The 25325-nt window shown below is 72.6% G+C and carries 19 protein-coding genes and 1 pseudogene; 6 read left to right on the top strand and 14 right to left on the bottom strand.

Features of this window, described 5'->3' with window-relative positions; genetic code table 11:
- Window positions 1–18: 18 nt before the first annotated feature.
- Window positions 19–2409: a DNA helicase PcrA gene (gene pcrA / locus ACIA5A_RS01940; protein WP_396755425.1), complete on the bottom strand. Its 2391-nt coding sequence runs from the start codon at window positions 2407–2409 to the stop codon at window positions 19–21.
- A gap of 287 nt (window positions 2410–2696) precedes the next feature.
- Between pcrA and ACIA5A_RS01935 the strand changes: the two genes are divergently transcribed.
- On the top strand, window positions 2697–3050 hold the full coding sequence (locus ACIA5A_RS01935) for a chorismate mutase (RefSeq protein WP_181570244.1): 354 nt from the start codon (window positions 2697–2699) through the stop codon (window positions 3048–3050).
- A gap of 76 nt (window positions 3051–3126) precedes the next feature.
- Here ACIA5A_RS01935 and ACIA5A_RS01930 read toward each other — a convergent pair whose 3' ends face one another.
- From ACIA5A_RS01930 to ACIA5A_RS01900, 7 genes are all read right to left on the bottom strand, one after another.
- Complete coding sequence (locus ACIA5A_RS01930) at window positions 3127–4143, bottom strand: ABC transporter ATP-binding protein (protein WP_396755423.1); 1017 nt, start codon at window positions 4141–4143, stop codon at window positions 3127–3129.
- Complete coding sequence (locus ACIA5A_RS01925) at window positions 4136–5164, bottom strand: ABC transporter ATP-binding protein (RefSeq protein ID WP_396755835.1); 1029 nt, start codon at window positions 5162–5164, stop codon at window positions 4136–4138. The genes ACIA5A_RS01930 and ACIA5A_RS01925 overlap by 8 nt, the downstream gene beginning before the upstream one ends.
- Window positions 5165–5189: 25 nt before the next feature.
- Entirely contained in the window at window positions 5190–6173 is a 984-nt protein-coding gene (locus ACIA5A_RS01920; RefSeq protein WP_396755421.1) for an ABC transporter permease, read from the bottom strand.
- Between the two features lie 75 nt (window positions 6174–6248).
- Window positions 6249–7175, bottom strand: a complete 927-nt coding sequence (locus tag ACIA5A_RS01915; RefSeq protein WP_181570247.1) for an ABC transporter permease — start codon at window positions 7173–7175, stop codon at window positions 6249–6251.
- Window positions 7176–7319: 144 nt separating this feature from the next.
- The gene (locus tag ACIA5A_RS01910; protein WP_396755418.1) at window positions 7320–8963 is read right to left on the bottom strand and encodes an ABC transporter substrate-binding protein; all 1644 of its coding nucleotides are present in this window, start codon (window positions 8961–8963) and stop codon (window positions 7320–7322) included.
- Window positions 8964–9530: 567 nt separating this feature from the next.
- The gene (locus ACIA5A_RS01905; RefSeq protein WP_396755416.1) at window positions 9531–10208 is read right to left on the bottom strand and encodes a response regulator; all 678 of its coding nucleotides are present in this window, start codon (window positions 10206–10208) and stop codon (window positions 9531–9533) included.
- Between the two features lie 2 nt (window positions 10209–10210).
- Entirely contained in the window at window positions 10211–11461 is a 1251-nt protein-coding gene (locus ACIA5A_RS01900; protein WP_396755833.1) for a PspC domain-containing protein, read from the bottom strand.
- 177 nt (window positions 11462–11638) lie between these two features.
- On the opposite strand from ACIA5A_RS01900, the gene ACIA5A_RS01895 reads away from it, so the two are divergent.
- The 3 genes and pseudogenes from ACIA5A_RS01895 to ACIA5A_RS01885 all read left to right on the top strand — a co-directional run bounded on the left by ACIA5A_RS01895 (window position 11639) and on the right by ACIA5A_RS01885 (window position 15390).
- Entirely contained in the window at window positions 11639–13465 is a 1827-nt protein-coding gene (locus tag ACIA5A_RS01895) for a PspC domain-containing protein (protein ID WP_396755414.1), read from the top strand.
- A pseudogene (locus ACIA5A_RS01890) lies at window positions 13462–13648 on the top strand (hypothetical protein); the annotation flags it as partial. The gene ACIA5A_RS01895 and the pseudogene ACIA5A_RS01890, both read left to right, overlap by 4 nt.
- Before the next feature lie 494 nt (window positions 13649–14142).
- Window positions 14143–15390, top strand: a complete 1248-nt coding sequence (locus ACIA5A_RS01885) for a phosphatidylserine decarboxylase (RefSeq protein WP_396755412.1) — start codon at window positions 14143–14145, stop codon at window positions 15388–15390.
- Window positions 15391–15462: 72 nt separating this feature from the next.
- Here ACIA5A_RS01885 and ACIA5A_RS01880 read toward each other — a convergent pair whose 3' ends face one another.
- The 3 genes from ACIA5A_RS01880 to ACIA5A_RS01870 all read right to left on the bottom strand — a co-directional run bounded on the left by ACIA5A_RS01880 (window position 15463) and on the right by ACIA5A_RS01870 (window position 18690).
- Window positions 15463–16374, bottom strand: a complete 912-nt coding sequence (locus tag ACIA5A_RS01880) for a CDP-alcohol phosphatidyltransferase family protein (RefSeq protein ID WP_396755410.1) — start codon at window positions 16372–16374, stop codon at window positions 15463–15465.
- A gap of 346 nt (window positions 16375–16720) precedes the next feature.
- Window positions 16721–17632, bottom strand: coding sequence for an NUDIX hydrolase (locus ACIA5A_RS01875; RefSeq protein ID WP_396755408.1), 912 nt, complete (start codon window positions 17630–17632; stop codon window positions 16721–16723).
- Between the two features lie 110 nt (window positions 17633–17742).
- On the bottom strand, window positions 17743–18690 hold the full coding sequence (locus ACIA5A_RS01870) for an NUDIX hydrolase (protein ID WP_396755406.1): 948 nt from the start codon (window positions 18688–18690) through the stop codon (window positions 17743–17745).
- A gap of 144 nt (window positions 18691–18834) precedes the next feature.
- Between ACIA5A_RS01870 and ACIA5A_RS01865 the strand changes: the two genes are divergently transcribed.
- A complete protein-coding gene (locus ACIA5A_RS01865; RefSeq protein ID WP_396755404.1) occupies window positions 18835–19152 on the top strand; it encodes a PspC domain-containing protein in 318 nt (105 codons plus the stop codon).
- A gap of 7 nt (window positions 19153–19159) precedes the next feature.
- Here ACIA5A_RS01865 and guaA read toward each other — a convergent pair whose 3' ends face one another.
- Both guaA and ACIA5A_RS01855 read right to left on the bottom strand, forming a co-directional pair.
- Window positions 19160–20716, bottom strand: coding sequence for a glutamine-hydrolyzing GMP synthase (guaA, locus tag ACIA5A_RS01860; protein WP_396755402.1), 1557 nt, complete (start codon window positions 20714–20716; stop codon window positions 19160–19162).
- 119 nt (window positions 20717–20835) lie between these two features.
- Complete coding sequence (locus ACIA5A_RS01855; protein ID WP_396755400.1) at window positions 20836–22518, bottom strand: FAD-dependent oxidoreductase; 1683 nt, start codon at window positions 22516–22518, stop codon at window positions 20836–20838.
- A 133-nt stretch (window positions 22519–22651) separates the two neighbouring features.
- Between ACIA5A_RS01855 and ACIA5A_RS01850 the strand changes: the two genes are divergently transcribed.
- Window positions 22652–23752 carry an LCP family protein gene (locus ACIA5A_RS01850; protein ID WP_396755398.1) on the top strand — a complete coding sequence of 367 codons (1101 nt, stop codon included), beginning with the start codon at window positions 22652–22654 and terminating at the stop codon, window positions 23750–23752.
- 7 nt (window positions 23753–23759) lie between these two features.
- Here ACIA5A_RS01850 and ACIA5A_RS01845 read toward each other — a convergent pair whose 3' ends face one another.
- Complete coding sequence (locus tag ACIA5A_RS01845; RefSeq protein WP_396755396.1) at window positions 23760–25220, bottom strand: M1 family metallopeptidase; 1461 nt, start codon at window positions 25218–25220, stop codon at window positions 23760–23762.
- Between the last annotated feature and the right edge of the window lie 105 nt (window positions 25221–25325).

The raw sequence follows: 25325 nt of genomic DNA, 5'->3' as shown, positions 1-25325 counted from the left end.
CCGGGCCCCGCTCGTCGGTCAGAGCTTGTCGATCGGGGCGTGCCGCAGCACCAGCCACATGGTCTGGTCCCCGAAGTCGATCTGGGCGCGGGCGCCCGGCCCGGCGCCCTCCACCGCCAGCACCCGGCCCAGGCCGTAGCGCTGGTGGTTGACCCGGTCGCCGGCCGAGACCTTGGGCGCCTGCTTCAGCTCGCTCGCGGTGGCCAACCGGCTGGCGTCCACCCCAAGCCGCTTGGCGAGCTGGGTCGCCTTCGGCGTGCCGCCGGTGAAGCCGCCCGACATCCGGTCCGCCCGGCCGCCGACGCCGCCCCCGCCGCCACCCCACGAGGTGTACGACCCCTCGGTGCGCTCCCACCGCAGCAGGTCCGGCGGCAACTCCTCCAGGAACCGTGACGGCGGGTTGTAGGCCGGGGCGCCCCACGCCGACCGGGTGACCGCCCGGGACAGGTAGAGCCGCTGCCGGGCGCGGGTGATGCCCACGTAGGCCAGGCGGCGCTCCTCCTCCAGCTCGCGGGTGTCGCCGAGCGACCGCAGGTGCGGGAAGACGCCGTCCTCCAGGCCGCTCAGGAAGACCACCGGGAACTCCAGCCCCTTGGCGGTGTGCAGCGTCATCAGGGTGACCACGCCCTGGTGGTCCGGGTCGTCACGGGGGATCTGGTCGGCGTCGGCGACCAGCGCCACCTGCTCCAGGAACCCGGCCAGGGTGGCCCGCTCGTCGTCGGCGCCCAGCGCCTCGATCCGCTCGGTGTATTCCCGGGCGACGCTCACCAGTTCCTGGAGGTTGTCCACCCGGCCGGCGTCCTGCGGGTCGAGGCTCTCCTCCAGCTCGGCCAGGTAGCCCGAGCGGGTCAGCACCGCCTCCAGCACCTCCTCCGGGGTGCCGGTGGCGGCCAGCTCGCGCGCCGAGTCGAGCAGCGCGACGAACTCGGCGATGCCGTTGGCCGCCCGGGTGGAGATGCCCGGCGCCTCCCGGGCCCGGCGCAGCGCGGCGCCGAAGGAGACGCGGTCGCGCGCGGACAGCGCCTCGACGCACGCCTCGGCCCGCTCGCCGATGCCCCGGCGCGGGGTGTTGAGGACCCGGCGCAGGCTGACCGTGTCGTCGTCGTTCACCACGGCACGCAGGTAGGCCAGCGCGTCGCGGACCTCCTTGCGCTCGTAGAAGCGCACCCCGCCGACCACCTTGTAGGGCAGGCCGACCCGGATGAACACCTCCTCGAACACCCGGGACATGGCGTTCGTGCGGTAGAAGACGGCCACGTCGCCCGGACGGGTCTCGCCGGCGTCGACCAGCCGGTCGATCTCCCGGGCCACCCAGTCCGCCTCGGCGTGCTCGGTGTCGGCCACGTAGCCGACGATCTGCTCACCGGCGCCGGCGTCGCTCCACAGCCGCTTGGGCTTGCGCGACGTGTTCCGGTCGATGACCGCGTTGGCCGCGTTGAGGATGGTCTGGGTGGAGCGGTAGTTCTGCTCCAGCAGGATGGTGCGGGCGTCGGTGAAGTCCCGCTCGAACTCCAGGATGTTGCGGATGGTCGCGCCGCGGAAGGCGTAGATGGACTGGTCGGCGTCACCCACCACGCACAGTTCGGCCGGCGGGATCCCCTCGGTGCCGGAGACCAGCTCCTTGATCAGCACGTACTGGGCGTGGTTGGTGTCCTGGTATTCGTCCACCAGCACGTGCCGGAACCGGCGCCGGTAGCTCTCCGCCACGTGCGGATGCGACTGGAGCAGGTGCACCGTGGTCATGATCAGGTCGTCGAAGTCCAGCGCGTGCGCCTCGCGCAGCCGTCGCTGGTAGAGCGCGTACGCCTCGGCCAGCGCCCGCTCGTTGGGCCCCTTGGCCCGGCCGGCGAACTCCTCCGGGTCGACCAGCTCGTTCTTCAGGTTGGAGACCTGGGCGGCGAGCCCCCGGGCCGGGTAGCGCTTCGGGTCCAGGTCCAGCTCGCGGGCGACGAGCTGCATCAGCCGCCGGGAGTCGTCGGCGTCGTAGATCGAGAAGGTCGACTTGAGGCCGGCGTGCTCGTGCTCGGCGCGCAGGATGCGGACGCAGGCCGAGTGGAACGTCGACACCCACATCATCCGGGCACGCGGGCCGACCAGCGCGGCCACCCGTTCCTTCATCTCGCCGGCGGCCTTGTTGGTGAAGGTGATCGCGATGATCTCGCCCGGGTGCACGTCGCGGGCGCCGAGCAGGTAGGCGATCCGGTTGGTCAGCACCCGGGTCTTGCCCGAGCCGGCGCCGGCCACGATCAGCAGCGGCGAGCCGGCGTGGGTCACCGCGTCCCGCTGGGGGCCGTTCAGGCCGTCGAGGAGGGCCTGCGGATCCGACCGCGCGCCCCCGGAACGGCGCGGCGGGGTCGGCCGGGACTCCGGCGCGGGCGGGGACGCGGGAATGTCGAAGAGAGGATGCATCGCAGTCCGAGTCTATGCCGCCGCCCGGACACTTCCCCGCCCGCGCCGCCGGTCCGCGTACGGCGTCGCGTCTCACCTGTTGGCCGGTTTCCTTGCGCGCCCGCCCCGGCGGTCGGCATACTCGACGGCGTGTTCGATCAGCGCTCCTTTTACTACGGCTCCGGGAGTCCGGCAGCCGTGGGTCGCGCCTGATCGTCAGACCTACGAAAAAGCCCCGGGCTCCCAGAGCCCGGGGCTTTTCCGTCCCGGGATCCGGGTACCGGGCCCGAGCCCTGAGAGGGACGACGATGATGACTGACGTGGTGGAGTCCAGCGGCAGCCTGGCGCGGCACGACCGGCCGACCGGCAGCGACCCGACCGGCGCCGCGGCGTCGCGGACCGGCACCGACGACTCGGCGGCGGCCGAGCGGATCGGCGAGATCCGGCGACGCATCGACGAGATCGACCGCACGCTCGTCACGCTCTGGCAGGAACGGGCCGCGCTCTCCCAGGAGGTCGGCGCGACGCGGATGGCCTCCGGCGGGACCCGGCTGGTGCTCTCCCGGGAGCGGGAGATCCTGGAGCGGTTCCGGGCCGAGCTGGGCGCCGACGGCACCCAGCTCGCGCTGCTGCTGCTGCGCGCCGGCCGCGGCCCGCTGTGACCGGACCGGCGCGGCGCCGGAAACGACGAACCGCCTGCCGGCGTCGAGGTGACACCGGCAGGCGGTCCGAGCTGGATCAGGCCACCTCGTGGGTGACGACGATCTCCCGCTTCTCGGCGAAGTGGCAGGCGCTCGGGTGGTCCGAGCCCGGCCGGATCTCCAGCAGCGGGACCTCCTGGGCGCAGACGTCCTGCGCCTTCCAGCACCGGGTGCGGAACCGGCAACCCGAGGGCGGGCTGATCGGCGAGGGGACGTCACCCTGGAGCCGGATGATCGCCTTGCTGTCCCGCACGGTCGGGTCCGGCACCGGCACCGCCGACAGCAGCGCCTGGGTGTACGGGTGGGTCGGCCGCTCGTAGATCTCGTCCTCGGTGCCGATCTCCACCATCTTGCCCAGGTACATCACGGCGACCCGGTCGGACAGGTGGCGCACGACCGACAGGTCGTGGGCGATGAAGACGTACGACAGGCCGAACTCGGCCTGGAGCTTCTCCAGCAGGTTCATCACCTGGCCCTGGATGGACACGTCCAGGGCCGACACCGGCTCGTCGCAGACGATCACCTCGGGCCGCAGGGCCAGCGCCCGGGCGATGCCGATGCGCTGCCGCTGGCCGCCGGAGAACTGGTGCGGGTACCGGTTGATGTGCTCCGGGTTGAGGCCGACCAGATCGAGCAGTTCCTTGACCTTGCCCCGCCGGCTGCCGCGCGGCGCCACCTCGGGGTGGATCTCGAACGGCTCGCCGATCAGGTCACCGACGGTCATCCGCGGGTTGAGCGAGGTGTACGGGTCCTGCATCACCAGCTGGATCTGCCGGCGCAGCCGCCGCAGCGCGCCACCGGAGAGCTTGGAGATGTCCTGGCCCTTGTAGAGCACCTGACCCGCGGTCGGCTTCTCCAGGTTCATCAGCACCCGGGCGAGCGTCGACTTGCCGCAGCCGGACTCGCCGACCACGCCCAGCGTCTCGCCGGCCTTGAGGTCGAAGGAGACGCCGTCGACCGCCTTGACCTGGCCGATGGTCTTCTTGAACACGATGCCCTGGGTCACCGGGTAGTGCTTGACCAGGTCACGAACCTCGATGATGTTCTCAGTCACGGTTCACGAGCTCCTCGGCGAAGTGGCAGGCGCTGGCCCGGCCGTTGCCCAGCTGCAGCAGCGGCGGGACCTTCTCCCGGCACACCGGCTGCGCCATCGGGCAGCGCGGGTTGAAGGCGCAGCCCGGCGGGATGTTCATCAGGTTCGGCGGCAGGCCCTTGATGGTCCGGAGCTCCTGCCCCTTCTCGTCCATCCGCGGGATCGAGTTGAGCAGGCCGAGCGTGTACGGGTGCGCCGGCTTGGCGTACAGCTCGTAGACGTCGGCGTGCTCGACGATCCGGCCAGCGTACATGACCGCGATCCGGTCCGCGACGTCGGCGACCACGCCGAGGTCGTGGGTGATCAGGATCATCCCCATCTGCCGCTCCCGCTGGAGTTCGCCGAGCAGGTCCATGATCTGGGCCTGCACGGTCACGTCCAGCGCGGTGGTCGGCTCGTCGGCGATCAGCACCTCGGGGTCCAGCGCCAGCGACATGGCGATCATCGCGCGCTGCCGCATACCGCCGGAGAACTGGTGCGGGTAGTTGCTGAACCGACCCTTGGCGTTGGGGATCTTCACCTGGTCGAGCATCTCGATCGCGCGCTTCTTGGCGTCCGAGCGGCTGAGGCCGCGCCGGATGCGGAACTGCTCGGCGATCTGGAAGCCGACGGTGAAAACCGGGTTGAGGGCCGAGAGCGAGTCCTGGAAGATCATGGCGATGCCCTCGCCACGGATCCGTCGCCGCTGCTCGGCGGACATCTTGAGCATGTCCTTGCCGTGGAAGCGCACCTGGCCGCCGGTGACGAACCCGGGCGGGGTGTCCAGGATGCCCATGACGGTCTGCGCGGTGACGCTCTTGCCGGAGCCGGACTCGCCGAGCACGGCGAGGGTCTCCCCCGCGTCGACGTGGTACGTCACACCGTTGATGACCTTGGCGACGCCGTCCCGGGTGCGGAACTCCACCCGCAGGTCGTCGACCTCGAGCAGGCGACCCGAGGGGCGGCCGGATCCGTCGGCGCCCGCCGCGGACTGCTCGGACACGAGAATGTCGGACAACTCAGTTCCCCTATCGGAGCTTCGGGTCGAGGGCCTCGCGGACCGCCTCGCCGAGCATGACGAAGCTCAGCACGGCGGTGACGAGGAACGCGGAGGGGAAGAACAGCAGGAACGGCGAGACCCGGATGTAGTTCTGGGCTTCGCTGATCATGATGCCCCAGGAGACCACCGGGCTCTTCAGGCCGATGCCCAGGAACGACAGGGTGGCCTCGGCCCCGATGAACGAGCCGACCATGATCGTGCCGTAGACCAGCAGCGGCGCCAGGCAGTTCGGCAGCAGGTGCTTCAGGATGATCCGGCCGGTGCCGGCGCCCAGGGCGCGGGCCGCGACGATGTAGTCGGCCTCCTTGGTGGCGAGCACCGAGGAGCGCATCAGCCGCATCACGACCGGCCAGCTCAGCACGCTCAGGGACAGGATGACCAGCCCCATGATCGTCCACTCGCCGTTGTCGGTGCCGGAGCCGTTGAACGTGGTCAGGATGACGATCGAGCCGAGCACGAACGGCAGGCCGAAGAAGATGTCCGCGACGCGGGAGAGCACCGCGTCGACCCAGCCGCCGCGGTAGCCGGCGATGATGCCCATCGCGCCACCGAACAGCAGCGTGAGGATCGTGGAGACCACGGCCACCACGATCGACGCGCGGGCGCCGTAGATGACCCGCGAGTAGACGTCGCGGCCCTGCACGTCGTAGCCGAACCAGGCCGACGAGGACGGTTCGACCCGGCTGCGCTCCAGCGCGCCGTTGACCGCGTCGCCGGAGGTGAACAGCGACGGGAACGCGGCCATCACCAGGAAGAGCACGATGAACGCCGCCGAGATCCAGAACAGCGGCTTGCGCCGCAGGTCGATCCAGGCGTCGCCGAGCAGGCCGCGGGGCTTCTGCTGCTTGGCGCTCTCCGGCAGGCCGGCGTTGGTGGGCGCGCCGGACCCGGCCTCGGTGGGCATGGTCGCGGGCGGCGTCGACACGATCGACGCGGTACTCGGGTCACTCATGCCCGCACCTCGCTGCGCTCGGCGCGGGCGTGGTTGCCCGCGCAGACTGCTGGGACGATTCGTTCGCTGCGCCGGTCACTCATAGCGGATCCTCGGGTCGAGGGCGGCGTAGAGCAGGTCCACCAGCAGGTTCATCACGAGGTAGACGACCACCAGCACCACCACGATGCCGACAACGGTAGCGCTCTCCTTGGTGACGATCGAGCGGAGCACCTGCCGGCCGATGCCGTTGATGCCGAAGATGCCCTCGGTGACGATCGCGCCGCCCATCAGGGCGCCCAGGTCGGTGCCGAGCAGCGTGACCACCGGGATGAGCGAGTTGCGCAGCAGGTGCACGCCGACCACCCGGCGCATCGGGAGGCCCTTGGCGATCGCGGTACGCACGTAGTCGGCCCGCCGGTTCTCGGCGATGCTCGTCCGTGCCACCCGGGCGATGTAGGCCATCGAGGCGCTGCCGAGCACGAAGCCGGGCACGATCAGCTCGCTGAACCGCATCTCGTTGGAGACGGTCGGGTTGACGATGCCCCACTTCACGCCCAGCACCCACTGGAGCACGAAGCCGATGACGAAGACCGGCAGGGCGATCAGGAAGAGGGTGGAGACCAGGACCAGGTTGTCCAGGAAGCCGTTGCGCCGAAGACCGGTCAGGATGCCCGCGCCGAGACCGATCACGGCCTCGATGGCGAGGGCGACCACCGCCAGCTTCAGGGTGTTCGGGTACGACGTGGCGATGATGTCGCTGATCTCGCGACCGCCGAACGTGATACCGAAGTCACCCTGGAAAAGGTTCTTCATGTAGCTGGCGTACTGCACCCAGATCGAGTCGTCGAGATGGTACTTCTCGGTCATCATGGCCCGGTAGTTCGGCGGGCAGCCACGGTCGCCGCACTTGCCGGCGAAGGGGTCACCGGGCACCGACCAGACGAGCCAGTAGATCAGGAACGTCGTGCCGATGAACACCGGCACGAGTTGCAGCAGCCGTCTCAAGAGATAACGGCCCATGGGGTGGTCCTCCAGACAGGGAGCGCCGGGCACCCGACGCGGTGACGACAACGTGCGAGGGGTTTGTTGTACACCCCCTCGCGGAACGGCCCCGGGCCGGGCTCACCGGTGAGGCGAGCCCGACCCGGGGTCAGACCGTTCGGATCAGAGCTCGACCGAGGTGATGTCGAGCTCGCCGACGTTGGTCAGCTCCAGCTTCTTGATCTTCTCCGAGTGGCCGGACTGCTCGCCGCTGAAGTAGATCGGGATCGTCGGGACGTCCTCGTCGATGAGCTTGACGGCCTCGGCGAACTTCTTGTGGGCCTCCTCGATGCTGGGGGCCGCGGAGGCCTCCTTGGCGAGGGCGTCCACCTGCGGGTTGCTGTACTTGCCGTCGTTCGAGGAACCGCCGGTCACGTAGAGCGGGTTGATCCAGTTCTCCACGTCCGGGTAGTCCTGCTGCCAACCGGCGCGGTACATGCCGGTCATCTTGTAGTTGTTGATGTTGGCGCGGAAGACCGCGAAGGTCGGCACGCCGACGGCGACCGCGTCGATGCCCAGGTTGGTCTTGATCTGCTGGGCGACGGCCTCCATCCACTCCTTGTGGCTGGCGTCCGCGTTGTACGACAGGGTCAGCTTGCCCTGGAAGCCACCGGCCTCCTGGAGGAGCTGCTTGGCCTGCGCCACGTCGAACTTGCAGGCGGTGCAGTTGCCGGGCGCGGCGCCCGGGGTCAGCGGGTTGGCCCAACTGTCGGCCGGCTTGCGGTTACCGAAGAAGATCTTGTCGGTGATGGCCTGCCGGTCGATGGAGAGCGAGATCGCCTTGCGCAGCTTCGCGTTGGTGAAGCGCTTGTCGTAGATCGGGAAGGCGATGATGCCGGTCGACGGGATCGTCGTGGAGATCGCCCGATCGCCCAGGTCGGTCTTCCACTTGTCGCCGGCCAGCGACGAGACCGGGACCTGCTGCTGGAAGTCCAGGTTGTTGGCGAGCAGGTCGTTGTACGCCGCCGTGTCGTCCTGGTAGATCTTGACGGTGACGTCCTTGATCTTCATCTTGTCGCGCAGGCTGTAGTCGTCGAAACGAGTCAGCTTGATCTCGACGTCGTCCTGCCAGGCGGTCAGCTTGACCGGGCCGTTGCCGATCGGCTTCTTGCCGAACTCCGCCGGGGTGGTGGAGAAGAACGCGTCCGGCAGCGGCATGAAGGCGCTGTAGCCGAGCTTGGTCGGGAACACGGCGGTCGGGGCGCCGAGGGTGACCTCGAAGTTCCAGTCGTCGACGACCTTGAGACCGGTCATCTCCTTGGCCTTCGGCTCCGGGGCCTTCTTCGGGCCGTCCGGGCCGTCCGGGTCCTCGGTGTAGACGTCGCCGAAGCCCTGGATGTCGGAGAAGAAGGAGGCGTTCTGCGCGCCGTTCGGGCCGTAGGCCGCCCAGTTCCAGGCCTTGACGAAGTTCTCGGCCTTGACGGTGGTGCCGTCGTGGAACTTGGTGTTCTGCTTGATTTTGATCTTGAAGACCTTCGAGTCGCTCGTGTCGATCGACTCGGCCAGCAGGTTCTGCGGCGCCCCACCGTTGTTGGGGTACTCGACCAGGCCGCTCCACAGCCAGTCGATGATCTTGCCGCCACCGGTCTCGGTGGTGTTCGCCGGAACCAGGGGGTTCTCCGGCTGGGTGCCGTCGATGACGATCGCGCCGTCCGAGCTGGCGCCGGCGTCGCCACCGTCGTTGTTCCCGCTGGAGCAGCCGGACGCGATGAGCGCGAATGCCGCGCCCACCGCGAGCGCGCCGCTCGCCCGCTTCGAGACTCTCATTCCGAGGGGCCTCCTCTTTCTTAACCTGGTTCCGTCGTGGGTTTCACGCACGTGTGGGGGGTGACACCGCCGACGTCCCGAACCACAGGACGCCGGTTTACCGCAGAGGAAATCGGGACACCCCAGGGGTACCGATCCGCCGGGCGCCACACCCTTCGACGAGGACATCGCGCAGGGGCGACGACCACGGGGCGGCGCTGGTGGCGGCGTCACGTGGTCGGCAGGCCCGACGAGATGCCTCACACCGGGGGGTGAGGTGCTGCCACTGTGACACCCACCGGCCCTTTCCGTGAAGGTGCCGTTATCAAGCCGTTAGTTGCTCGCCACGTTGCCGATACTTGAGAAAAGATCACAAACGTCGCGCACCGCACGTCCCTGAACAGGTAAGACGTGCCCACACCGATCGACACCATCCGGTACCTCCGGCGCGGGGAGCACGCCCAGACGCGCGACGACGCCTCCCGGACCGGCCTCCGCCACGGACAGTTCTGCCCGTCCGGCCGATGGCACCTTCGGCTGTGCGGACAGGGTCACCGCCCGGGTGGATGAGCCCCGGGAGTCGCGGGCTCAGACCAGCCGGCGGTCGGCGGCCCAGCGGGACAACTCGTACCGGTTCGACATCTGGAGCTTGCGCAGCACGTTGGAGACGTGCGTCTCGACCGTCTTGATCGAGATGAACAGCTCCTTGGCGATCTCCTTGTACGCGTAGCCCCGGGCGAGCAGCCGCAGCACCTCGCGCTCCCGGTTGGTGAGCTGGTCCAGCTCCGGGTCGGCGACCGGCGCGTCCGGCCGGGACGCGAACGCGTCAAGCACGAACCCGGCCAGGCGCGGGCTGAACACGGCGTCCCCGTCGGCCACCCGGCGGATCGCGTCGGTCAGCTCGTCCGGCGAGATGGTCTTGGTGACGTAGCCCCGGGCGCCCGCCCGGATCAGCCCGATCACGTCCTCGGCCGCGTCCGACACGCTCAGCGCCAGGAACCTCACCTGCGGGTGGGACCGCCGCATCGCCTCCAGCACGGCCCGGCCGCCACCGTCGGGCATGTGCACGTCGAGCAGCACCACGTCCGGCTGGGTGGCCGCGATCCGGATCACCGCCTCGGCCACCGAGCTGGCCTCGCCCACCACCTCGACCCGGGTGCCCAGCTCGGCGCGGACGCCGGCGCGGAACATCGCGTGGTCGTCGACGAGGAACACCCGCAGCGGCCCGCGCGGCGTCGCGCCCTCGACCGGTTCCTGCTCGGACATGGTCATTTGTCCCTTTCCGCCGTGGAGCCGGAGCCGCTGATCGGCAGGATCAGCCGGACCTCGGTCCCCTCTCCGGGCTCGGACCGGATCTCCGCCCGGCCGCCGTGCCGCTTCATCCGTCCGATGATCGAGCCCCGGACGCCGTGTCGGTGATTCTCCACGGTATCGGGGTCGAAGCCCTTGCCCCGGTCGCGGACGAACGCGCTGACCTGCTCGGGCTCCACCTCGGCGTAGAGCGACACGGTCTGCACCCCGGCGTGCCGGGCCGCGTTCACGAGCGCCTCGCGCGCGGCGGCGACCAGCGCGCCGACCCGCTCGTCGGTCTCCCGGTCGCCGACCACCACCGCCTCGACGGTGATCGCGAACGTGTCCTCCACCTCGGCGGCGGCCTGTTCCAGGGCGGCCGCGAAGCGCTCGGTCGGCGAGGCGGTCGGCTTGTAGAGCCAGTTGCGCAGCGACCGCTCCTGACCCCGGGCCAGCCGTTGCACCGTCTTGACGTCGCTGGCGTTGCGCTGGATCAGGGCGAGCGTGTGCAGCACCTGGTCGTGCACCATCGCGGCCAGCTCGGCCCGCTCCTGCTCGCGGATGCGCCCCTCCCGCTCGGAGCGGAGCTGGTTCCAGGTGCGCCAGAGCACCGGGCCGGTCACCACACCCACGCCGGCCAGCCCGACCAGCGCGAAGATGACGCCGTTGAGCACCGCGTCGAAGTTCTGCGCCGGCGAGTAGACCGCGGCCACGCCGATGATGCCGACCGCGACGAGCACCCCGCCGCCGATGAAGCGGAGCACGAACGCCCGCCGGTCGCTCTCCTCCACCACCGCGCCCAGCCAGGGCACCGCGGAGTCGCCCCACTGCCGGCGCCGCTCCGGCCCGGACTGGTGCCAGATGACACCGGCGCCGACCGCGATGATCGCCACCAGCCAACCGGCGGTGCCGGCCGCGCCGACCGAGTCGAACGCGACCACCTGGAGCAGCAGCACGCCCAGCCCGATCGCCACGAACGGCAGCAACTGGGCGAGATCGCGGCGGGGCGGGACGGCGGTGTCGCCGGGCCGGGGCGGGACCACCGCCCAGAAGGCGGCGTAGAGCAACAGGCCGAGACCGCTCAGCCCGAGCAGCACCATGAACGCCACCCGGACCCGGAGCACCGGGATGCCCAGGTGCTCGGCGATGCCGGCGGCCACCCCGGCGCCCAACCGGTGCTCGGTGGCCCGGTAGAGACGTGGGGGGTGCGGCGTGACGGTGCTGGTGATCTCAGGCTCCCGGGTCGGCGCGGAGGTGCCGGCGGCGGCCGACGAACCGATCGTCACACGCTGGGCAGGCCCCGGACCACGGGGACGCCCCGGACATTCACCATCGGCGGATCTCAGGGTGGGGTCAGGGTCGGTTCCTGAGGTCGTCCGGCCGGCCGGGGCCGCAGTATCGGAGGCATGACCGACGACGCTGCCCGTCCGCCCCGTCCCTGGGCGGCAGCACAGGACGATCCGCCGCCGCCCCCGCCCGGGGCGGCACCCACCGCCGACGACACCGCCCCGCCGCCACCCGGCGGCGCGCCGTTCGCCGACCCACCACCCGGTGGGTACGCTCCGCCGCCCGGCGCCGCCGGCTTCACCACCCGCTACGGGCTGGTCCGCCCCCGGGAGGGCCGCTACCTGGCCGGGGTGTGCGCGGCCGTCGGCCGGGCCACCAACACCGACCCGGTGCTCTGGCGCGTCCTGCTGGCCGTGCTCGGCTTCTTCGGCGGCATCGGGCTGCTCGTCTACCTCGCCGCCTGGCTGATCATCCCGGGCGAGGGGGACACCGCCTCGCCGGTGGAGTCGATGCTCGGCCGGGGCCGCTCCAGCATGTCGCCGATCACCGTGATCGTGCTCGGCATCGTGGTCGCGGTCGGCTTCGCGTACGTCGTCACCGACGGCTTCCGGGCCATCCTGCTGGGCGCGGTGATCCTGATCGGCGGCGCGCTGATGCTCAACCGCGAGCAGCGCGGCCTCGCCTCCCGGGGCGGCGCCGCGCCGGGCCCGGTGCCGCCGGCCACGCCGCCCTGGGGCGGGCCGGCCGGTACGCCCTGGCCCGGCGGGCACGTGACGCCGCCCGGCGCCGCCGCCCGCCCCCGCTCCGGCGAGCCGGTCGGGGTCACCCCGCCGGGGTGGCCCGCCGCCCCGCCCGGCGGCGGCGCACCGTCCGGCGTCCAGGCCGAGCCGGGCTATCCGCCCATCCCGTACGGCCGGGCCGAGCCCGGCTACCCGCCCACGCCGTCCGGCCCGGCCGAGCCCGGCTACCCGCCCACGCCGTCCGGTCCGGTCGAGCCCGGCTATCCGGCCACGCCGCTGCCGGCGCCGGGGTGGCCCGCCGCGGCCGGCACCCGGCCGGTCCGGTCCGAGCCGGCGACCGCGGCGCTTCCCGGGGTCTCCGCGCCGGCCGCTGACACCGGCGCGTGGCCGACCTCCGGCGCCGCGCCGGCCTGGCCCGCCGCGCCGACCACCGGCGCCCCGGTCGGCGAGCCGGCCGCGGTGCCGCCGCCCGCGCCGATCGGCGCCCCGCTGCCGCCGGGCGGCTACCGACCGCCGTTCGCCCCGCACGGCCCGTACGCCGGGTCGCCCCCCGCCGTCCCGCCCGCCCGGCCGCCCCGGCCGCCGAAGCGGCCGAAGGAACGCTCCCCGCTCGGCGCGATCACCTTCTCGCTGATCTTCCTGGCGCTGGGCGTGGTGGCGATGCTCGACCTGATGGACGTGTTCCCGGTCGGCGCGGCCGGCTACTTCGCCGCGGCGCTGGCCACCATCGGCCTCGGGCTGCTCGTGGGCACCTGGTTCGGTCGGGCGCGGTGGCTGATCGCTCTCGGTCTGGTGACCGCCGCGGCGCTCGGCGTCGCCACCGTCGCCGAGTCCTACGACCGGGTCCGGGGCATCGACGGCAACGTCACCTGGGCCCCGACCGACCGACGCGACCTCGCCGACCGGTACGAGAACAACTTCGGCGACGCGGTGCTCGACCTGCGCGGGATCGACTTCGACAAGCAGGACATCCAGGTGACCGTCGAGGTGAACCTGGGCAACGCGACAGTGGTCGTGCCACCGGACGTGGACGTGACCACGGTGGCCGACGTCAACGCCGGCGAGGCGTCCGTCTTCGGCCGGCACACCGGCGGGCTCGACGGCCGCCACTGGGAGAGCACCGACACCGGCGCGGACGGCGCCGGCGGGGGCGCCCTGCGTCTCTACGTCCACCTGAACGCCGGAAATCTGGAGGTGACCCGGTGAAGGCCCACCGGACGGACATCGTCTCGTTCGCCTTCGGCCTCGTCTTCCTGGGGCTCGCGCTCTGGTGGCTGCTGGCCCGGATCCTCGGGCTGGCCGTGCCGCCGGTCGGCTGGTTCCTGGCCGGCGGGCTGGTGGTGGTCGGGCTGCTCGGCCTGGTCGGCGCGCTGCGTTCGGTCCGCACCCCGTCGGCACGGCCGGACCAGGCGGACCAGCCGGGCGAGGCGGAGGCGACAGTGGCCGCGCCGTACCGCGACGGCACCTCGACCGGCGCCGCCACGCTCCCGGACGGGGCCGACGAGTGGGCCACCGACGCCGTGGGGGACGTGCCCGTCCCGGTGCGGGAGGACCGGCCCGCCGACCCGGAGACGACGTGGCCGCCGGCCGGCGAACCGCCCGTCCTCGACCCCGGGGACCGGTCCGACCCGGTCACCCGCGAGCTGCCGCCGGTCGACCCGGGGGCCGGGGAACCGCCCGCCGGGCGGCGGTCCTCCGGGGAGCCGACGGTCTGACCTCGCCGGTGCGGGAGCCCGGCGGCGCGGCCTATGCTGGTCGCGGGAGATCTCGCCGCTGCCGTCCGGTCCGTGCCACCGGTGACCGTGCCCGGCGTTCCCGGTCCCGGCCGGTCGCGACACCGGCGGTCCCCCGTCCGTCTCTACCTCGTCAGGAGTTCATCCGAGATGACCCAGTCCCCCGCCGTGCGCGTCACCGGTCCGTCCGGTGCGGTCCGCCTCGGCGAGCGTGCCGCCCGTACGCTCGTCGCCGAGTTCGCCCGGCGTAACGACTCGAAGGCCGGCCTGCTGGTCGGCGCGACGCCGGAGTCCGCGGTGCTGGCCGCGGCGATCGAGGCGCTGCTCCCGGGCGACCGGCTGATCGTCGTGCCGGCCGAGGGGGCCGCGGCGGCGGCGCTGCGCGAGCACGTGACCGCCCAGGGTCGCTGGGTCGCCGACCGGGTACGCGTGGTCGACACGCTCGCCGAGGCGGACGCCGCCGCGGTGGTGGTCGTCGCCGAGCCGTTCACCGGCACCGCCGAGGAGGCCCGCGCCGCGGTGGACGGGCTGTCCAAATATCTCGCCGAGGGCGCGGTGCTGAGCGTCGCCGCGCCGCTGTTCCGCACCGAGGGCGCCGGCGCCGAGCTGGACCGGCAGGGCGTGCTGCACGGCGTCCGCACCGACGTGGTGCTGCGCAACTCGCCGCCGGTACGCGTACACCACCTGCGCTTCACCCCGGCGCCGGCCGCGCTGGCCGCGTCGCTCTCGCCGGCGTACCGGCCGTCGAGCGTGCCGGTGACCCGGCAGATGCACATCGACTCCAACGGGGTGGCCGCCGCCGGCATCACGCTCGGCCTGGCCGCCCTGGCCCGGGCCGCCCGGCCGAAGTCCAAGCTGTGGCTGGTGCCGGCGCTGGCCGTCGGCCCGGTGGCCGCGTTCTTCCGCGACCCGGAGCGGGACGTCCCGGAGGACCCGTCGGCCGTGGTCGCCTCCGCGGACGGTCAGGTGCTGTCCGTGCAGCGGCTGACCGACGAGCGCTTCGGCGACGGCGAGTGGCTCCGGATCGCGGTCTTCCTGTCGGTGCTGGACGTGCACGTCAACCGCGCGCCGGTGGCCGGCAAGGTGGTCGACTACTTCGTCGCCGACGGCGGGTTCGTCAACGCCATGAAGCCGGACGCCGAGCACAACGTGGCGGCGTACACGGTGCTGGACACCGACCGCGGCACGGTGGTCGTGGCGCAGCGCACCGGCCTGATCGCCCGCCGGATCGTGCAGCGGGCGCCGGTCGGCTCGCTGCTGGCCAAGGGTGAGCGGTTCGGTCTGATCCGGTTCGGCTCGCGTACCGACGTCTACCTGCCGGCCGACGCCGCGGATCCGCTTGTCGGCCCGGGCGACAAGGTGGTCGGCGGGTCCACGGTCATGGCCCGCTGGCGCTGACACCGGGAGCACACGACGAAGGGGCGCCGCTCGCGAGAGCGGCGCCCCTTCGCGTCGTACGTGTCGGTCGGCTCAGGCGGCGCGACGCTGGTGCAGCCAGAGCAGCGGGCCGCTGACCAGGTAGCCCACCACCACGAGGGCGAACGTGAGCCGGATGTCGACGAGCGCGCCGACCACCGGGACGAACCAGAGCCACGGCGGCAGCTTCAGCAGCCGGGCGAGCTTGGCGTAGGGGAAGCTCGACACCATGGCGAAGGCGAGCAGCGCCACGCCGGCGACCATGACCAGCCCGGGGACCGGTACGCCGATCGCCACGGTCAGGGCGAGCACCGCCGCCGCCATGGTGGTCGGTACGCCGCAGAAGAAGCGGCCGTCCTTCGGCGAGACGTTGAACCGGGCGAGCCGGATCGCCGCGCAGGCCGCGACCAGGGCGCAGGCGACCGCGGCGGCCGCCGGCGGCACCGAACCGGCAAGTGAGGCGTAGACCACCACCGGCGCGGCGAGGCCGAACGAGCACATGTCGGCGAGCGAGTCCATCTGCGCGCCGAACGGGCTGGCCACGCCGAGCTTGCGGGCCAGCGCGCCGTCGAGCCCGTCGAACGCGACGCAGGCGATCAGGCAGACCGCGGCCAGCCGCACCTCGCCCTGCATGGCCAGGAAGATGGCCAGCATGCCGAGCATGAGGCTGCTCAGGGTGCACGCGTTGACGAGCGCGAACTTGGCGCGCCGGGCATTGGTGCGCTCACCCGGCAGGAGCGGGATCGACATCGCCGGCGAGTCGTCGACCGGCGCGGTCACCGGCAGCGCCGGGCTGATCGGGCGGATCGCCTCGATCTCGGCGTCGAGCCGGGGGTAGCGGATGCGCTGGCGGTCGGCGTAGCGGTGGTCGGGGGTGACCAGGTCGACCCCGGAACCGGCCAGGCCGTCACGGCGGCCCACCCGGACCAGAAGCACCTGGCGGGCGAACGTGCTGCTGCGGCGCAACCGGCCCGCCCAGCGACGCCCTGCGGGGCGCGGACTGTCAGTCGTACGACGCCGGCGCCATGGGGCTCTCGGCACGTTTCCTCCATCACCGGATCGACTGGCCGCCCACGTCGGGGCGGGTGTCCGGCTGTCTCGTGCCGGACCTTTCGGGCCCGGCAGCCCATTTGCGGAGTACACCATTGCACAGGGAACAAGGGCTTGGGTATAGCTGCCGGCGGTACTTATAACTCCCTTAACCGCGCGAACCGCTCAATCATTCCCATCTCGGGCCTCAACGCCCAATTTTATCGGCCTGTCCCAACTCCTGACTGTACCGGAGGTGGCCCAGGGCGGCTCGGTGAGCGGTTCACGTCACCCGTCGCCGGACGGCTCGGGCCGCCACCTCGGTCATCGACAGACCTCCCACCTGCTCGCGGGTGAACCAGGCGGCCCGGGCGGTGGAGCCGCCGGCCTGCTCGGTCACCACGGCCTCGGTCGGCACGTCCACCCGAACCCGGTAGACCACCCGGATGCCGTGCCAGTCGAGCGGGCGTCCCTCCGGCCCCAGCGCGCCCGGCGTGTGCCGGCTGTCCACGTCCAGCAGGTCGACCACCCGGCCCAGTTGACCGGCCTCCTCGACCAGCTCGCGCAGCAGCCCGGTGGCCGGCTGCTCGCCGTGGTCGGTGCCGCCCCCGGGCAGGTGCCACCGGCCGGCGCCCGGATAGCCCTCGGCGATCATGGTGAGCAGCACCCGGTCCTCCGGGTCGGTGACCAGCCCGTACGCGGCGAAGCGCTGCCGGCGGTCGGCGGCCGGGCCGGTCGGCGCGGCGGGCAGCCCCCGGGGCAGGTCGGCAGGCAACGGCGTCACCGGCAGGCCGAGCAGCTCGGCGGTGAACGGCATCAGCGGGCGGGCCGCCGCCTCCTCGGCTTCGAACCAGCCCACCTCGTCGCTGCCGCCGTCCGGCTCGGGCCGCAGCCGCCCGCCCCGGGCCTCGACCTGGAAGATCAACCGATCCGTGTGCATCGCGACGCCGCCGGGCTGGTCGACGGCCACGTCGGCGACCGCGTCGGCGAGCCGGACGACCGCCACGGTCAGCCCGGTCTCCTCGGCGAACTCACGGACCACCGCGTCGGCCGGGTGCTCGGCGTGCTCGACCCCGCCGCCGGGAAGCTGCCACACCCCCGGGTACGGGCAGCGGGCTCCCCCGCGCGCCAGCAGAACCCGCCCGCCCACGTCCCGCAGAACCCCGAACGCCGCCACCCGCCGCCGCTGCTCCACCCCGCGCCTCCCCGTCCGTCCCTGCGTCGATCATGAGGTTAGCGGTCCCGGGACGGACATTTCGTCCTGTCAACCTCATGATCGCCGGGCCAGGGCGGTGGGGGCGCGGGTCAGAGGAGGTGGGCGGCCTGGACGGCCTCGGCCGTCACCTCGGTGAGGCGGTCGGTGGGGAGGGCGCCGAGTTCCTCGCGGCGGAACCAGCGGGCCTCGCAGGTGGAGCCGCCGACGTCGGCCACGGTGGGCGGCGCGGGCTGGTCGACCACCACCCGGTAGAAGGCGCGGACGCCGTGCCAGTCGATCGGGTAGCCCTCCGGGCCGAGCGAGGCGGCGTCGCGGTGGCTGGCCACCCCGAGCAGCTCGACCAGGCGGCCGGTCTGCCCGGTCTCCTCCACCAGTTCCCGGATCAGCGCGGCGGCCGGCTGCTCGCCGTAGTCGGTGCCGCCGCCGGGCAGGTGCCAGCACCCGGCGCCCGGATAGCCGTCGGAGACCCGGGTCAGCAGCACCCGTTCCTCCGGGTCGGTCACCACCGCGTACGCGGCGAAACGCTGCGCCCGGTGCAGCCCGTCCGGGCCGGGGACGGCGTAGAACGACGGGAACTCGGGGACCTCCTCCGGCACGATGTCGGCGCTGGAGGTGGGGAGGCCCAGGGCGCGCGCGGTGAACGACCGCAGCGGCAGCTTCCGGGCCTCGTCGACGGTGAACCAGCGGGCCAGGTCGGTGGGGCGGTCCACCCGCTCGGTGAGCGTCCCGCCGCGCACCGAGACGGTGTAGAGCAGGCGGTCGGTGTGGATGGTGATGCGTCGCTCGGGCAGCGCCCGCATGTCGGCGAGCACGTCCTGCAGGCCGGCGACGGCCACCGAGAGCCCGGTCTCGGCCGCGGTCTCCCGGACGACTGTGTGCTTGGGGTCCTCACCGTGGTCGACCGCCCCTCCGGGGAGGGACCAGGTGCCGGGGGTGCCGGAGCGCTCCGATGCGCGGACCAGCAACACTCGGCCGTTTGAATCAGCACAAACTGCGTATGCCGCGATCCTGCGCAGCGGCTCCAGCGAGGTGGTCACGGAAGCAAATTCTCCCCGGACCGGGTTACCTCCATCGAAAAGAGTCAGATTCCTGACTCTTCGCTGGCGTCTCAGGGGCGGGTCAGGGTAGGCCTCCGGGCGGTCACCGAGGTCACCCGCCGGCCGGCGCGGGACCGTGGAGACATGACCTCCACGAACCCCTCGCAGGCGCCGTACAAGCAGCTCCGCCGCCCGGTCAGCGACCGCATCGTCGCCGGGGTGGCCAGCGGGCTCGGCCGCTACTTCGCCCTCGACCCCACGCTCGTCCGGGTGGTCTTCGCGACCGCCACCGTGCTCACCGGCGGGCTCGCCACGCTCGCGTACCCGATCATGTGGTTCCTGATGCCCGAGGAGCCGGCCGGCGCGCCCGCCTGGCCGCACCCGCCGGGCACCGCGCCCGGCTGGCCGCCGGTCCCGCCGGCCGACCCGGGGCCGCAGGCCGGGCCGCCGCCCGCCGCCTGACCCGGCGTCACTCCCACTCGATGGTGCCCGGCGGCTTGCTTGTCACGTCCAGGACCACCCGGTTGACCTCGGCGACCTCGTTGGTGATCCGGGTGGAGATCCGGGCCACCACCTCGTAGGGCAGCCGGGACCAGTCGGCGGTCATCGCGTCCTCGCTGGAGACCGGGCGCAGCACCACGGGGTGCCCGTAGGTGCGCCCGTCGCCCTGCACGCCGACACTGCGGACGTCGGCCAGCAGCACCACCGGGAACTGCCAGACGCCCCGGTCCAGGCCGGCCGCGGTCAGCTCCTCCCGGGCGATCAGGTCGGCCTTGCGGAGCAGGGCGAGGCGCTCCTCGTCGACCGCGCCGATGATGCGGATGGCCAGGCCGGGGCCGGGGAACGGGTGCCGCCACACCATCGCCTCGGGGAGCCCCAGCTCCAGGCCGATCGTGCGGACCTCGTCCTTGAACAGCGTGCGCAACGGCTCGACCAGCGAGAACTTCAGGTCCTCGGGCAGGCCGCCGACGTTGTGGTGGCTCTTGATGTTGGCGGTGCCGGTGCCGCCGCCGGACTCCACCACGTCCGGGTAGAGCGTGCCCTGCACCAGGAACTCGACGTCGCCGTGCGCGGCGACCTCCCGGGCGGCGGCCTCGAAGACCCGGATGAACTCCCGGCCGATGATCTTGCGCTTCTGTTCCGGATCGGTCACCCCGGCGAGCGCGCCGAGGAACCGCTCCCGGGCGTCGACCACCTTGAGCTTGATGCCGGTCGCCGCCACGTAGTCCTTCTCGACCTGCTCGGCCTCGCCGGCGCGCAGCAGCCCGTGGTCGACGAAGACGCAGGTGAGCTGGTCGCCCACCGCCCGGTGCACCAGCGCCGCCGCGACCGCCGAGTCGACGCCGCCGGAGAGGCCGCAGATGACCTCCTTGTCGCCGATCTGCTCGCGGATCCGGGCCACCTGCTCGTCGATGATGTTCTCGGGCGTCCAGGTCGGCGCGACGCCGGCGATGTCGTAGAGGAAGCGGGTCAGCATCTCCTGCCCGTGCGCGGTGTGCCCCACCTCGGGGTGGAACTGCACACCGGCCCGCCGGCCGGCCAGGTCCTCGAACGCGGCGACCGGGGCGCCCGCCGACTCGGCGGTCACCGTGAAGCCGGCCGGCGCCTCGGTCACGCAGTCGCCGTGGCTCATCCAGACCGGCAGGTCGGCCGGCAGGTCACGCAGCAGCACGCCGGGCTCGGTCAGGCGCGGGCGCAGCGGGGTGCCGCCGTACTCGCGGTTGCCGGTGCGCGAGACCGTGCCGCCGAGCGCCTGGGCCATCGCCTGGAAGCCGTAGCAGATGCCGAAGACCGGCACGTCGGCGTCGAACATCCCGGCGTCGATCTGCGGCGCGTCCGGCGCGTAGACGCTGGCCGGGCCGCCGGACAGGATGATCGCGGCCGGGTTCTTCGCCAGCATCTCGGACACCGGCATGGAATGCGGGACGATCTCCGAGTAGACCTTCGCCTCGCGTACGCGGCGCGCGATGAGCTGGGCGTACTGGGCTCCGAAGTCCACCACGAGGACGGGGCGAGGCGTGCTCATGTGCGCAAAGCCTACCGACAGTCACCGGCCACGCGGACGCGCCCCGGCGGCGCGTCGCTCGCCAGGTGTTAAGAAGGGGCCCCGCCTCTACCGGAGGCGTTAAAAGGGGGCCCCTCCTTTCACCGCAGCGCGGCGGGAGCGTGCGGGGGGACCGCGGGCGTGCGCGGCGGCACCGGGGCCACCCGGGTGTACGGGGAGCCGGGCGCCGGGCGCGGGTCGGGCTCGCCCTTGTTGGGCCAGAACGACATCGCCCGCTCCGCCTGCGCGGTGATCGTCAACGACGGGTTGACGCCGAGGTTGGCCGAGACCGCCGCGCCGTCCACCACGTGCAGCCCCGGGTGGCCGTACACCCGGTGCCAGGGGTCGACCACGCCGTCGTCGGGCGTGGCGCCGATCACCGCGCCGCCGAGGATGTGCGCGGTCATCGGGATGTTGAACGGCTCGGTCACCGCGCCGCCCGGGGTGCCGTCGATCTCCTCGGCGAGCATCCGGACCGCTTCGTTGCCGGCCGGGATCCAGGTCGGGTTGGGCGCGCCGTGGCCGGGGCCGGAGACCAGTCGGCTCCCCCGCCAGCGGGTGGTCAGCGAGTTGTCGACCGACTGCATGACGAGCGCGATGACGGTGCGTTCGGACCACCCGCGCACGGACAGCATCCGCGCGGCCAGCCCCGGTTGCCGGACGATGCTGCCCAGCCACCGCCGGACCCGGTGCGGCCCGCCGTCGACGAGCAGCGACTGGAGCAGGCCCATCGCGTTGGAGCCCTTGCCGTAGCGGACCGGCTCGATGTGGGTCTGCGGGTCCGGGTGGAACGAGCTGGTGATCGCCACCCCCTCGGAGAAGTCCAGGCCGCGCCGCCGGGCCGCGCCCGACCCGACCGACGCGCCGAGGATCGCCTCCGAGTTGGTCCGGGTCAGCTCGCCCAGCCGGGGCGACAGCGCCGGCAGTGCGCCCGTCGCCTTCATCTCGTGCAGCAGCCGCTGGGTGCCGAGCGCGCCGGCCGCGAAGACCACCTGGTCGGCGTGGATCACCGCGCGGCGCTTGCGCAGCCAGGCCCCGGTCCGCTCGGTGTGCACCGCGTAGCCGCCGGCCTCCTCCGACCGCACGGCGGTGACGGTGGTCAGCGGGTGCACCTGGACGCCGAGCCGTTCGGCGAGCCAGAGGTAGTTCTTCACGAGCGTGTTCTTCGCGCCGTGCCGGCACCCGGTCATGCACGAGCCGCAGTGGCTGCACCCGGTGCGGTCGGGCCCGACGCCGCCGAAGTACGGGTCCGCCACCCGCTGCCCCGGCCGTCCGATGTGCACGCCGACAGGCGTCGGGTGGAACGTGTGGGCCACCCCCATCCGCTCGGCCACCGCCCGCATGGCCCGGTCCGCGCCGGTGTCGATCGGGTACGTGGTGACGCCGAGCATCCGCTTCGCCTGGTCGTAGTGGCGGGCCAGCTCGTCGCGCCAGTCGGTGATGTCCCGCCACTGCGGGTCGGCGTAGAACGCGTCGAGCGGCTCGTAGAGCGTGTTGGCGTAGACGAGCGACCCGCCGCCGACCCCGGCGCCGGAGAGCACCATCACCCCGCCGCCGGCCTTCCGGTCGGCGGAGCGGAGCAGGGTGATCCGTTGCAGCCCGAAGCAGCCGAGCTTCGGCGCCCAGAGGAACCGCCGCGCCTGCCAGGACGTCTTCGGGAACTCGTCGTCGGCGAAGCGCCGGCCGGCCTCCAGAACGCCTACCGAGTAGCCCTTCTCGGCCAGCCGGAGCGCGGTGACGCTGCCGCCGAAGCCCGACCCGATGACGACCACGTCATAGCGCATGAACGCATCATTACCGACGGGTAGCTATGGCGCCAGCACGGGTTTTTCGCAGATCATGCAGAGCGCTCCGGCCACCGGTGCAACCTTCGGGGTGCCCGGACGCGTCGAACACCACGGGGAGAGGAAAGAACGCGTGACGAGACGACGCCTGCTCGGCCTGGCCGCCCTGGTGGCGGCACTGCTGGTCGCCGGCGGCACGGTGGTGACGACCCGGCTGGTCGGCAACCACGCGCCGACCCGGGCCGCCGCGCCGGCCACCTCGTCACCCGGCTCGCCCACCCCGGCGCCGACAAGCGCCAGCCCCACCCCGCCGCCCGGTGCCGACCTGACCGGCCCGCTCAACCTGATGCTCGTCGGCGTCGACACCCGGGTCAGCATCCCCGGCTGGGAACCGCACGCCGACGCCGTGCTGGTGCTGCACGTGCCCGCCGGGCTGGACCGCGCGTACCTGTTCTCGCTCCCCCGCGACCTGGTGGTCGACATCCCGGCCTTCCCCAAGGCCCGCTACCCGGGCGGGAAGACGAAGCTCACCCACGCGATGAGCTACGGCAGCCGGGTGCCGGGCGACAAGGCCCACCCCAGCACCGCCCAGGGGTACGAGCTGCTGCGCGCCACCGTCTCCCGCTACACCGGACTGCGCATCGACGCCGGCGCGGTGATCACCTTCGGCGGCTTCGACAAGCTGGTGGACACGCTCGGCGGCGTCGACCTCTACGTCGACCAGAAGGTCGAGTCTCGGCACCGCCGGCCGGACGGAAAGATGCGACCGCTGGGCGGCGGCGGCTACACCGGGCCGCAGATGGTCTACCAGAAGGGCGACCGGCACCTGGTCGGCTGGCAGGCGCTCGACTACGCCCGGCAGCGCTACACCGCGGGCGGCGACTACACCCGGCAGCGGCACCAGCAGCAGTTGATCCGCGCGCTCGCCGGCAAGCTCCTCGGCCAGGGCGCGCCCCGCGACCCGCAGCGGGTCGAGCAGGTGGTCGCCGCGCTCGGCAGGACCCTGGTGTACGTCGGCGGCGGGCGGAAGCTCGTCGACTTCGCGTACGCCCTGGGTGGTATGCCGGCGGGCCGGATCACCCTGGTCGGGCTCCCCGGTTCCGGGGTGGGCAGCGGCGGGGCCTACCGCGGCGAGCAACTCCAGAAGGCGGGCCGCGACTTCCTCACCGCGTTGCGCGGTGGCAAGGTCGACGCCTACCTGGCCGCCCACCCCTCCCTGCGCGTCAAGACCTGAGCTGCCCTTACTTCGCCTTGGGGAGGGCGGGCCGCTCGGTGCCGAACAGCCAGGCGTCGAAGAGCTTGTCGAGCTTCTTGCCGGACACCCGCTCCGCGAGCGCCACGAAGTCCGCGGTGGTGGCGTTGCCGTTCTTCCGCTCCGCCGCCCACGTCTTCAGGATGGTGAAGAACGCGGCGTCGCCCACCGCCACCCGCAACGCGTGCACGGTCATCCCGCCCCGGTCGTAGACGGACCTGCCGAAGAGGTTCTCCACCCCCGGCTTGCCCGGCGGCGTCCGCCACACCAGGCCGGACGCGGCCGCGTACGTCTGCTCGAACGTGCGCTGGACGGTCGACGATCCGGTGTGCTCGGCCCAGAGCCACTCCGCGTACGTGGCCAGCCCCTCGTTCAGCCAGATGTCCTGCCAGCGCTGGATCGAGACGCTGTCGCCGTACCACTGGTGGGCCAGCTCGTGCGCCACCACGTCGGTGTTGTCGCCGCGCCGGAAGAAGCTGGCGGCGTAGACCGGGCGGGCCTGCGTCTCCAGCGCGTACCGGATCCGGTCGTCGGCGACCACCACGCCGCCGTACGCGTCGAACGGGTACGGCCCGAAGATGCTCTCCAGGTAGTCGGCGACCTCGACGGTGCGGGCGATCGAGCGGTCCGGCGCGCCGCCCTCGGGCAGCGCCGCGGCGACCGCGCTGAAGACCGGCCGTCCCTTGTGCTCGGCGGTGGTGACCCGGAACTTCCCGATCGCCACCATGCTCAGGTAGCTGGCCATCGGCGAGCCCTCCGCCCAGCGCCAGGTGGTCCAGTCACCGGCCGTCGACTTTCCCTTCGGCACGCCGTTGGAGACCGCGGTGAGTCCCTTCGGCACGGTGATCTCGACGTCGTAGGTGGCCTTGTCCGACGGGTGGTCGTTGACCGGGAACCAGGTGCTCGCCGACTCCGGCTGGCCGAGCGCGATCGCCCCGTCGGTGGTGTGCAGCCAGCCGCCCTCGCCGAGCGCCTCGGTGCTCAGGGCCGCCGGCCTGCCGTCGTACCGGATCTCGGTGACGAAGCCGTTGCCCGAGGTGAGGCCGGTGGCAGGCGTGACGACCAGCTCGTCGTCGGCGCGGGCGTGCCGGGCCGCGACACCGTCCACGGTGACCGCGCGGACCGTCAGCCCGGCCAGGTCCAGGTTGAACGCGGACAGGTCGGCGGTCGCGGTGGCGCGCACCGTGGTGGTGCCGGTCAGCTTGTCGGTGGCCGGGTCGTAGCGCACCTTGATCGTGTAGTTCGCGACGTCGTAGCCGCCGTTGCCGTAGCTCGGGAAGTAGCTGTCGCCGGCACCGGCCGCCCCGGGCGCGAAGCTGCGGCTCGCCGTCGGTCCGGGCTCGCTGGGCGCCGCCGCGCTCCGGTCCGGCTCGGCCGACCCGCAGCCGGCCAGCAGCAGCGTCCCGCAGGCCAGCAGCCCGAGCCGTCGTCGTCCGCCGCGCCGCGCCATCGCCTCGATCCCTCCCGGGGCCCCGAACGGCGGCCCTGCCCGCGGGCCGTTCCGCCCGCGGCAGCCTACCGACTGTCGATCACGTCCGCGTCACGGCCGGCCCGC

Source organism: Micromonospora sp. NPDC051300, assembly GCF_044455315.1.
Taxonomy (GTDB): domain Bacteria; phylum Actinomycetota; class Actinomycetes; order Mycobacteriales; family Micromonosporaceae; genus Micromonospora; species Micromonospora robiginosa.
This window is presented reverse-complemented; position numbering and strand designations above follow the sequence as displayed.

What these genes read in the sequence shown, in the direction of transcription:
- pcrA (WP_396755425.1), bottom strand. Translation starts at nt 2,409, where the DNA reads ATGCATCCTCTCTTCGACATTCCCGCGTCCCCGCCCGCGCCGGAGTCC.
- ACIA5A_RS01845 (WP_396755396.1), bottom strand. Translation starts at nt 25,220, where the DNA reads ATGGCGCGGCGCGGCGGACGACGACGGCTCGGGCTGCTGGCCTGCGGG.
- guaA (WP_396755402.1), bottom strand. Translation starts at nt 20,716, where the DNA reads ATGAGCACGCCTCGCCCCGTCCTCGTGGTGGACTTCGGAGCCCAGTAC.
- ACIA5A_RS01910 (WP_396755418.1), bottom strand. Translation starts at nt 8,963, where the DNA reads ATGAGAGTCTCGAAGCGGGCGAGCGGCGCGCTCGCGGTGGGCGCGGCA.
- ACIA5A_RS01905 (WP_396755416.1), bottom strand. Translation starts at nt 10,208, where the DNA reads ATGTCCGAGCAGGAACCGGTCGAGGGCGCGACGCCGCGCGGGCCGCTG.
- ACIA5A_RS01895 (WP_396755414.1), top strand. Translation starts at nt 11,639, where the DNA reads ATGACCGACGACGCTGCCCGTCCGCCCCGTCCCTGGGCGGCAGCACAG.
- ACIA5A_RS01885 (WP_396755412.1), top strand. Translation starts at nt 14,143, where the DNA reads ATGACCCAGTCCCCCGCCGTGCGCGTCACCGGTCCGTCCGGTGCGGTC.
- ACIA5A_RS01865 (WP_396755404.1), top strand. Translation starts at nt 18,835, where the DNA reads ATGACCTCCACGAACCCCTCGCAGGCGCCGTACAAGCAGCTCCGCCGC.
- ACIA5A_RS01920 (WP_396755421.1), bottom strand. Translation starts at nt 6,173, where the DNA reads ATGAGTGACCCGAGTACCGCGTCGATCGTGTCGACGCCGCCCGCGACC.
- ACIA5A_RS01855 (WP_396755400.1), bottom strand. Translation starts at nt 22,518, where the DNA reads ATGCGCTATGACGTGGTCGTCATCGGGTCGGGCTTCGGCGGCAGCGTC.
- ACIA5A_RS01915 (WP_181570247.1), bottom strand. Translation starts at nt 7,175, where the DNA reads ATGGGCCGTTATCTCTTGAGACGGCTGCTGCAACTCGTGCCGGTGTTC.
- ACIA5A_RS01935 (WP_181570244.1), top strand. Translation starts at nt 2,697, where the DNA reads ATGATGACTGACGTGGTGGAGTCCAGCGGCAGCCTGGCGCGGCACGAC.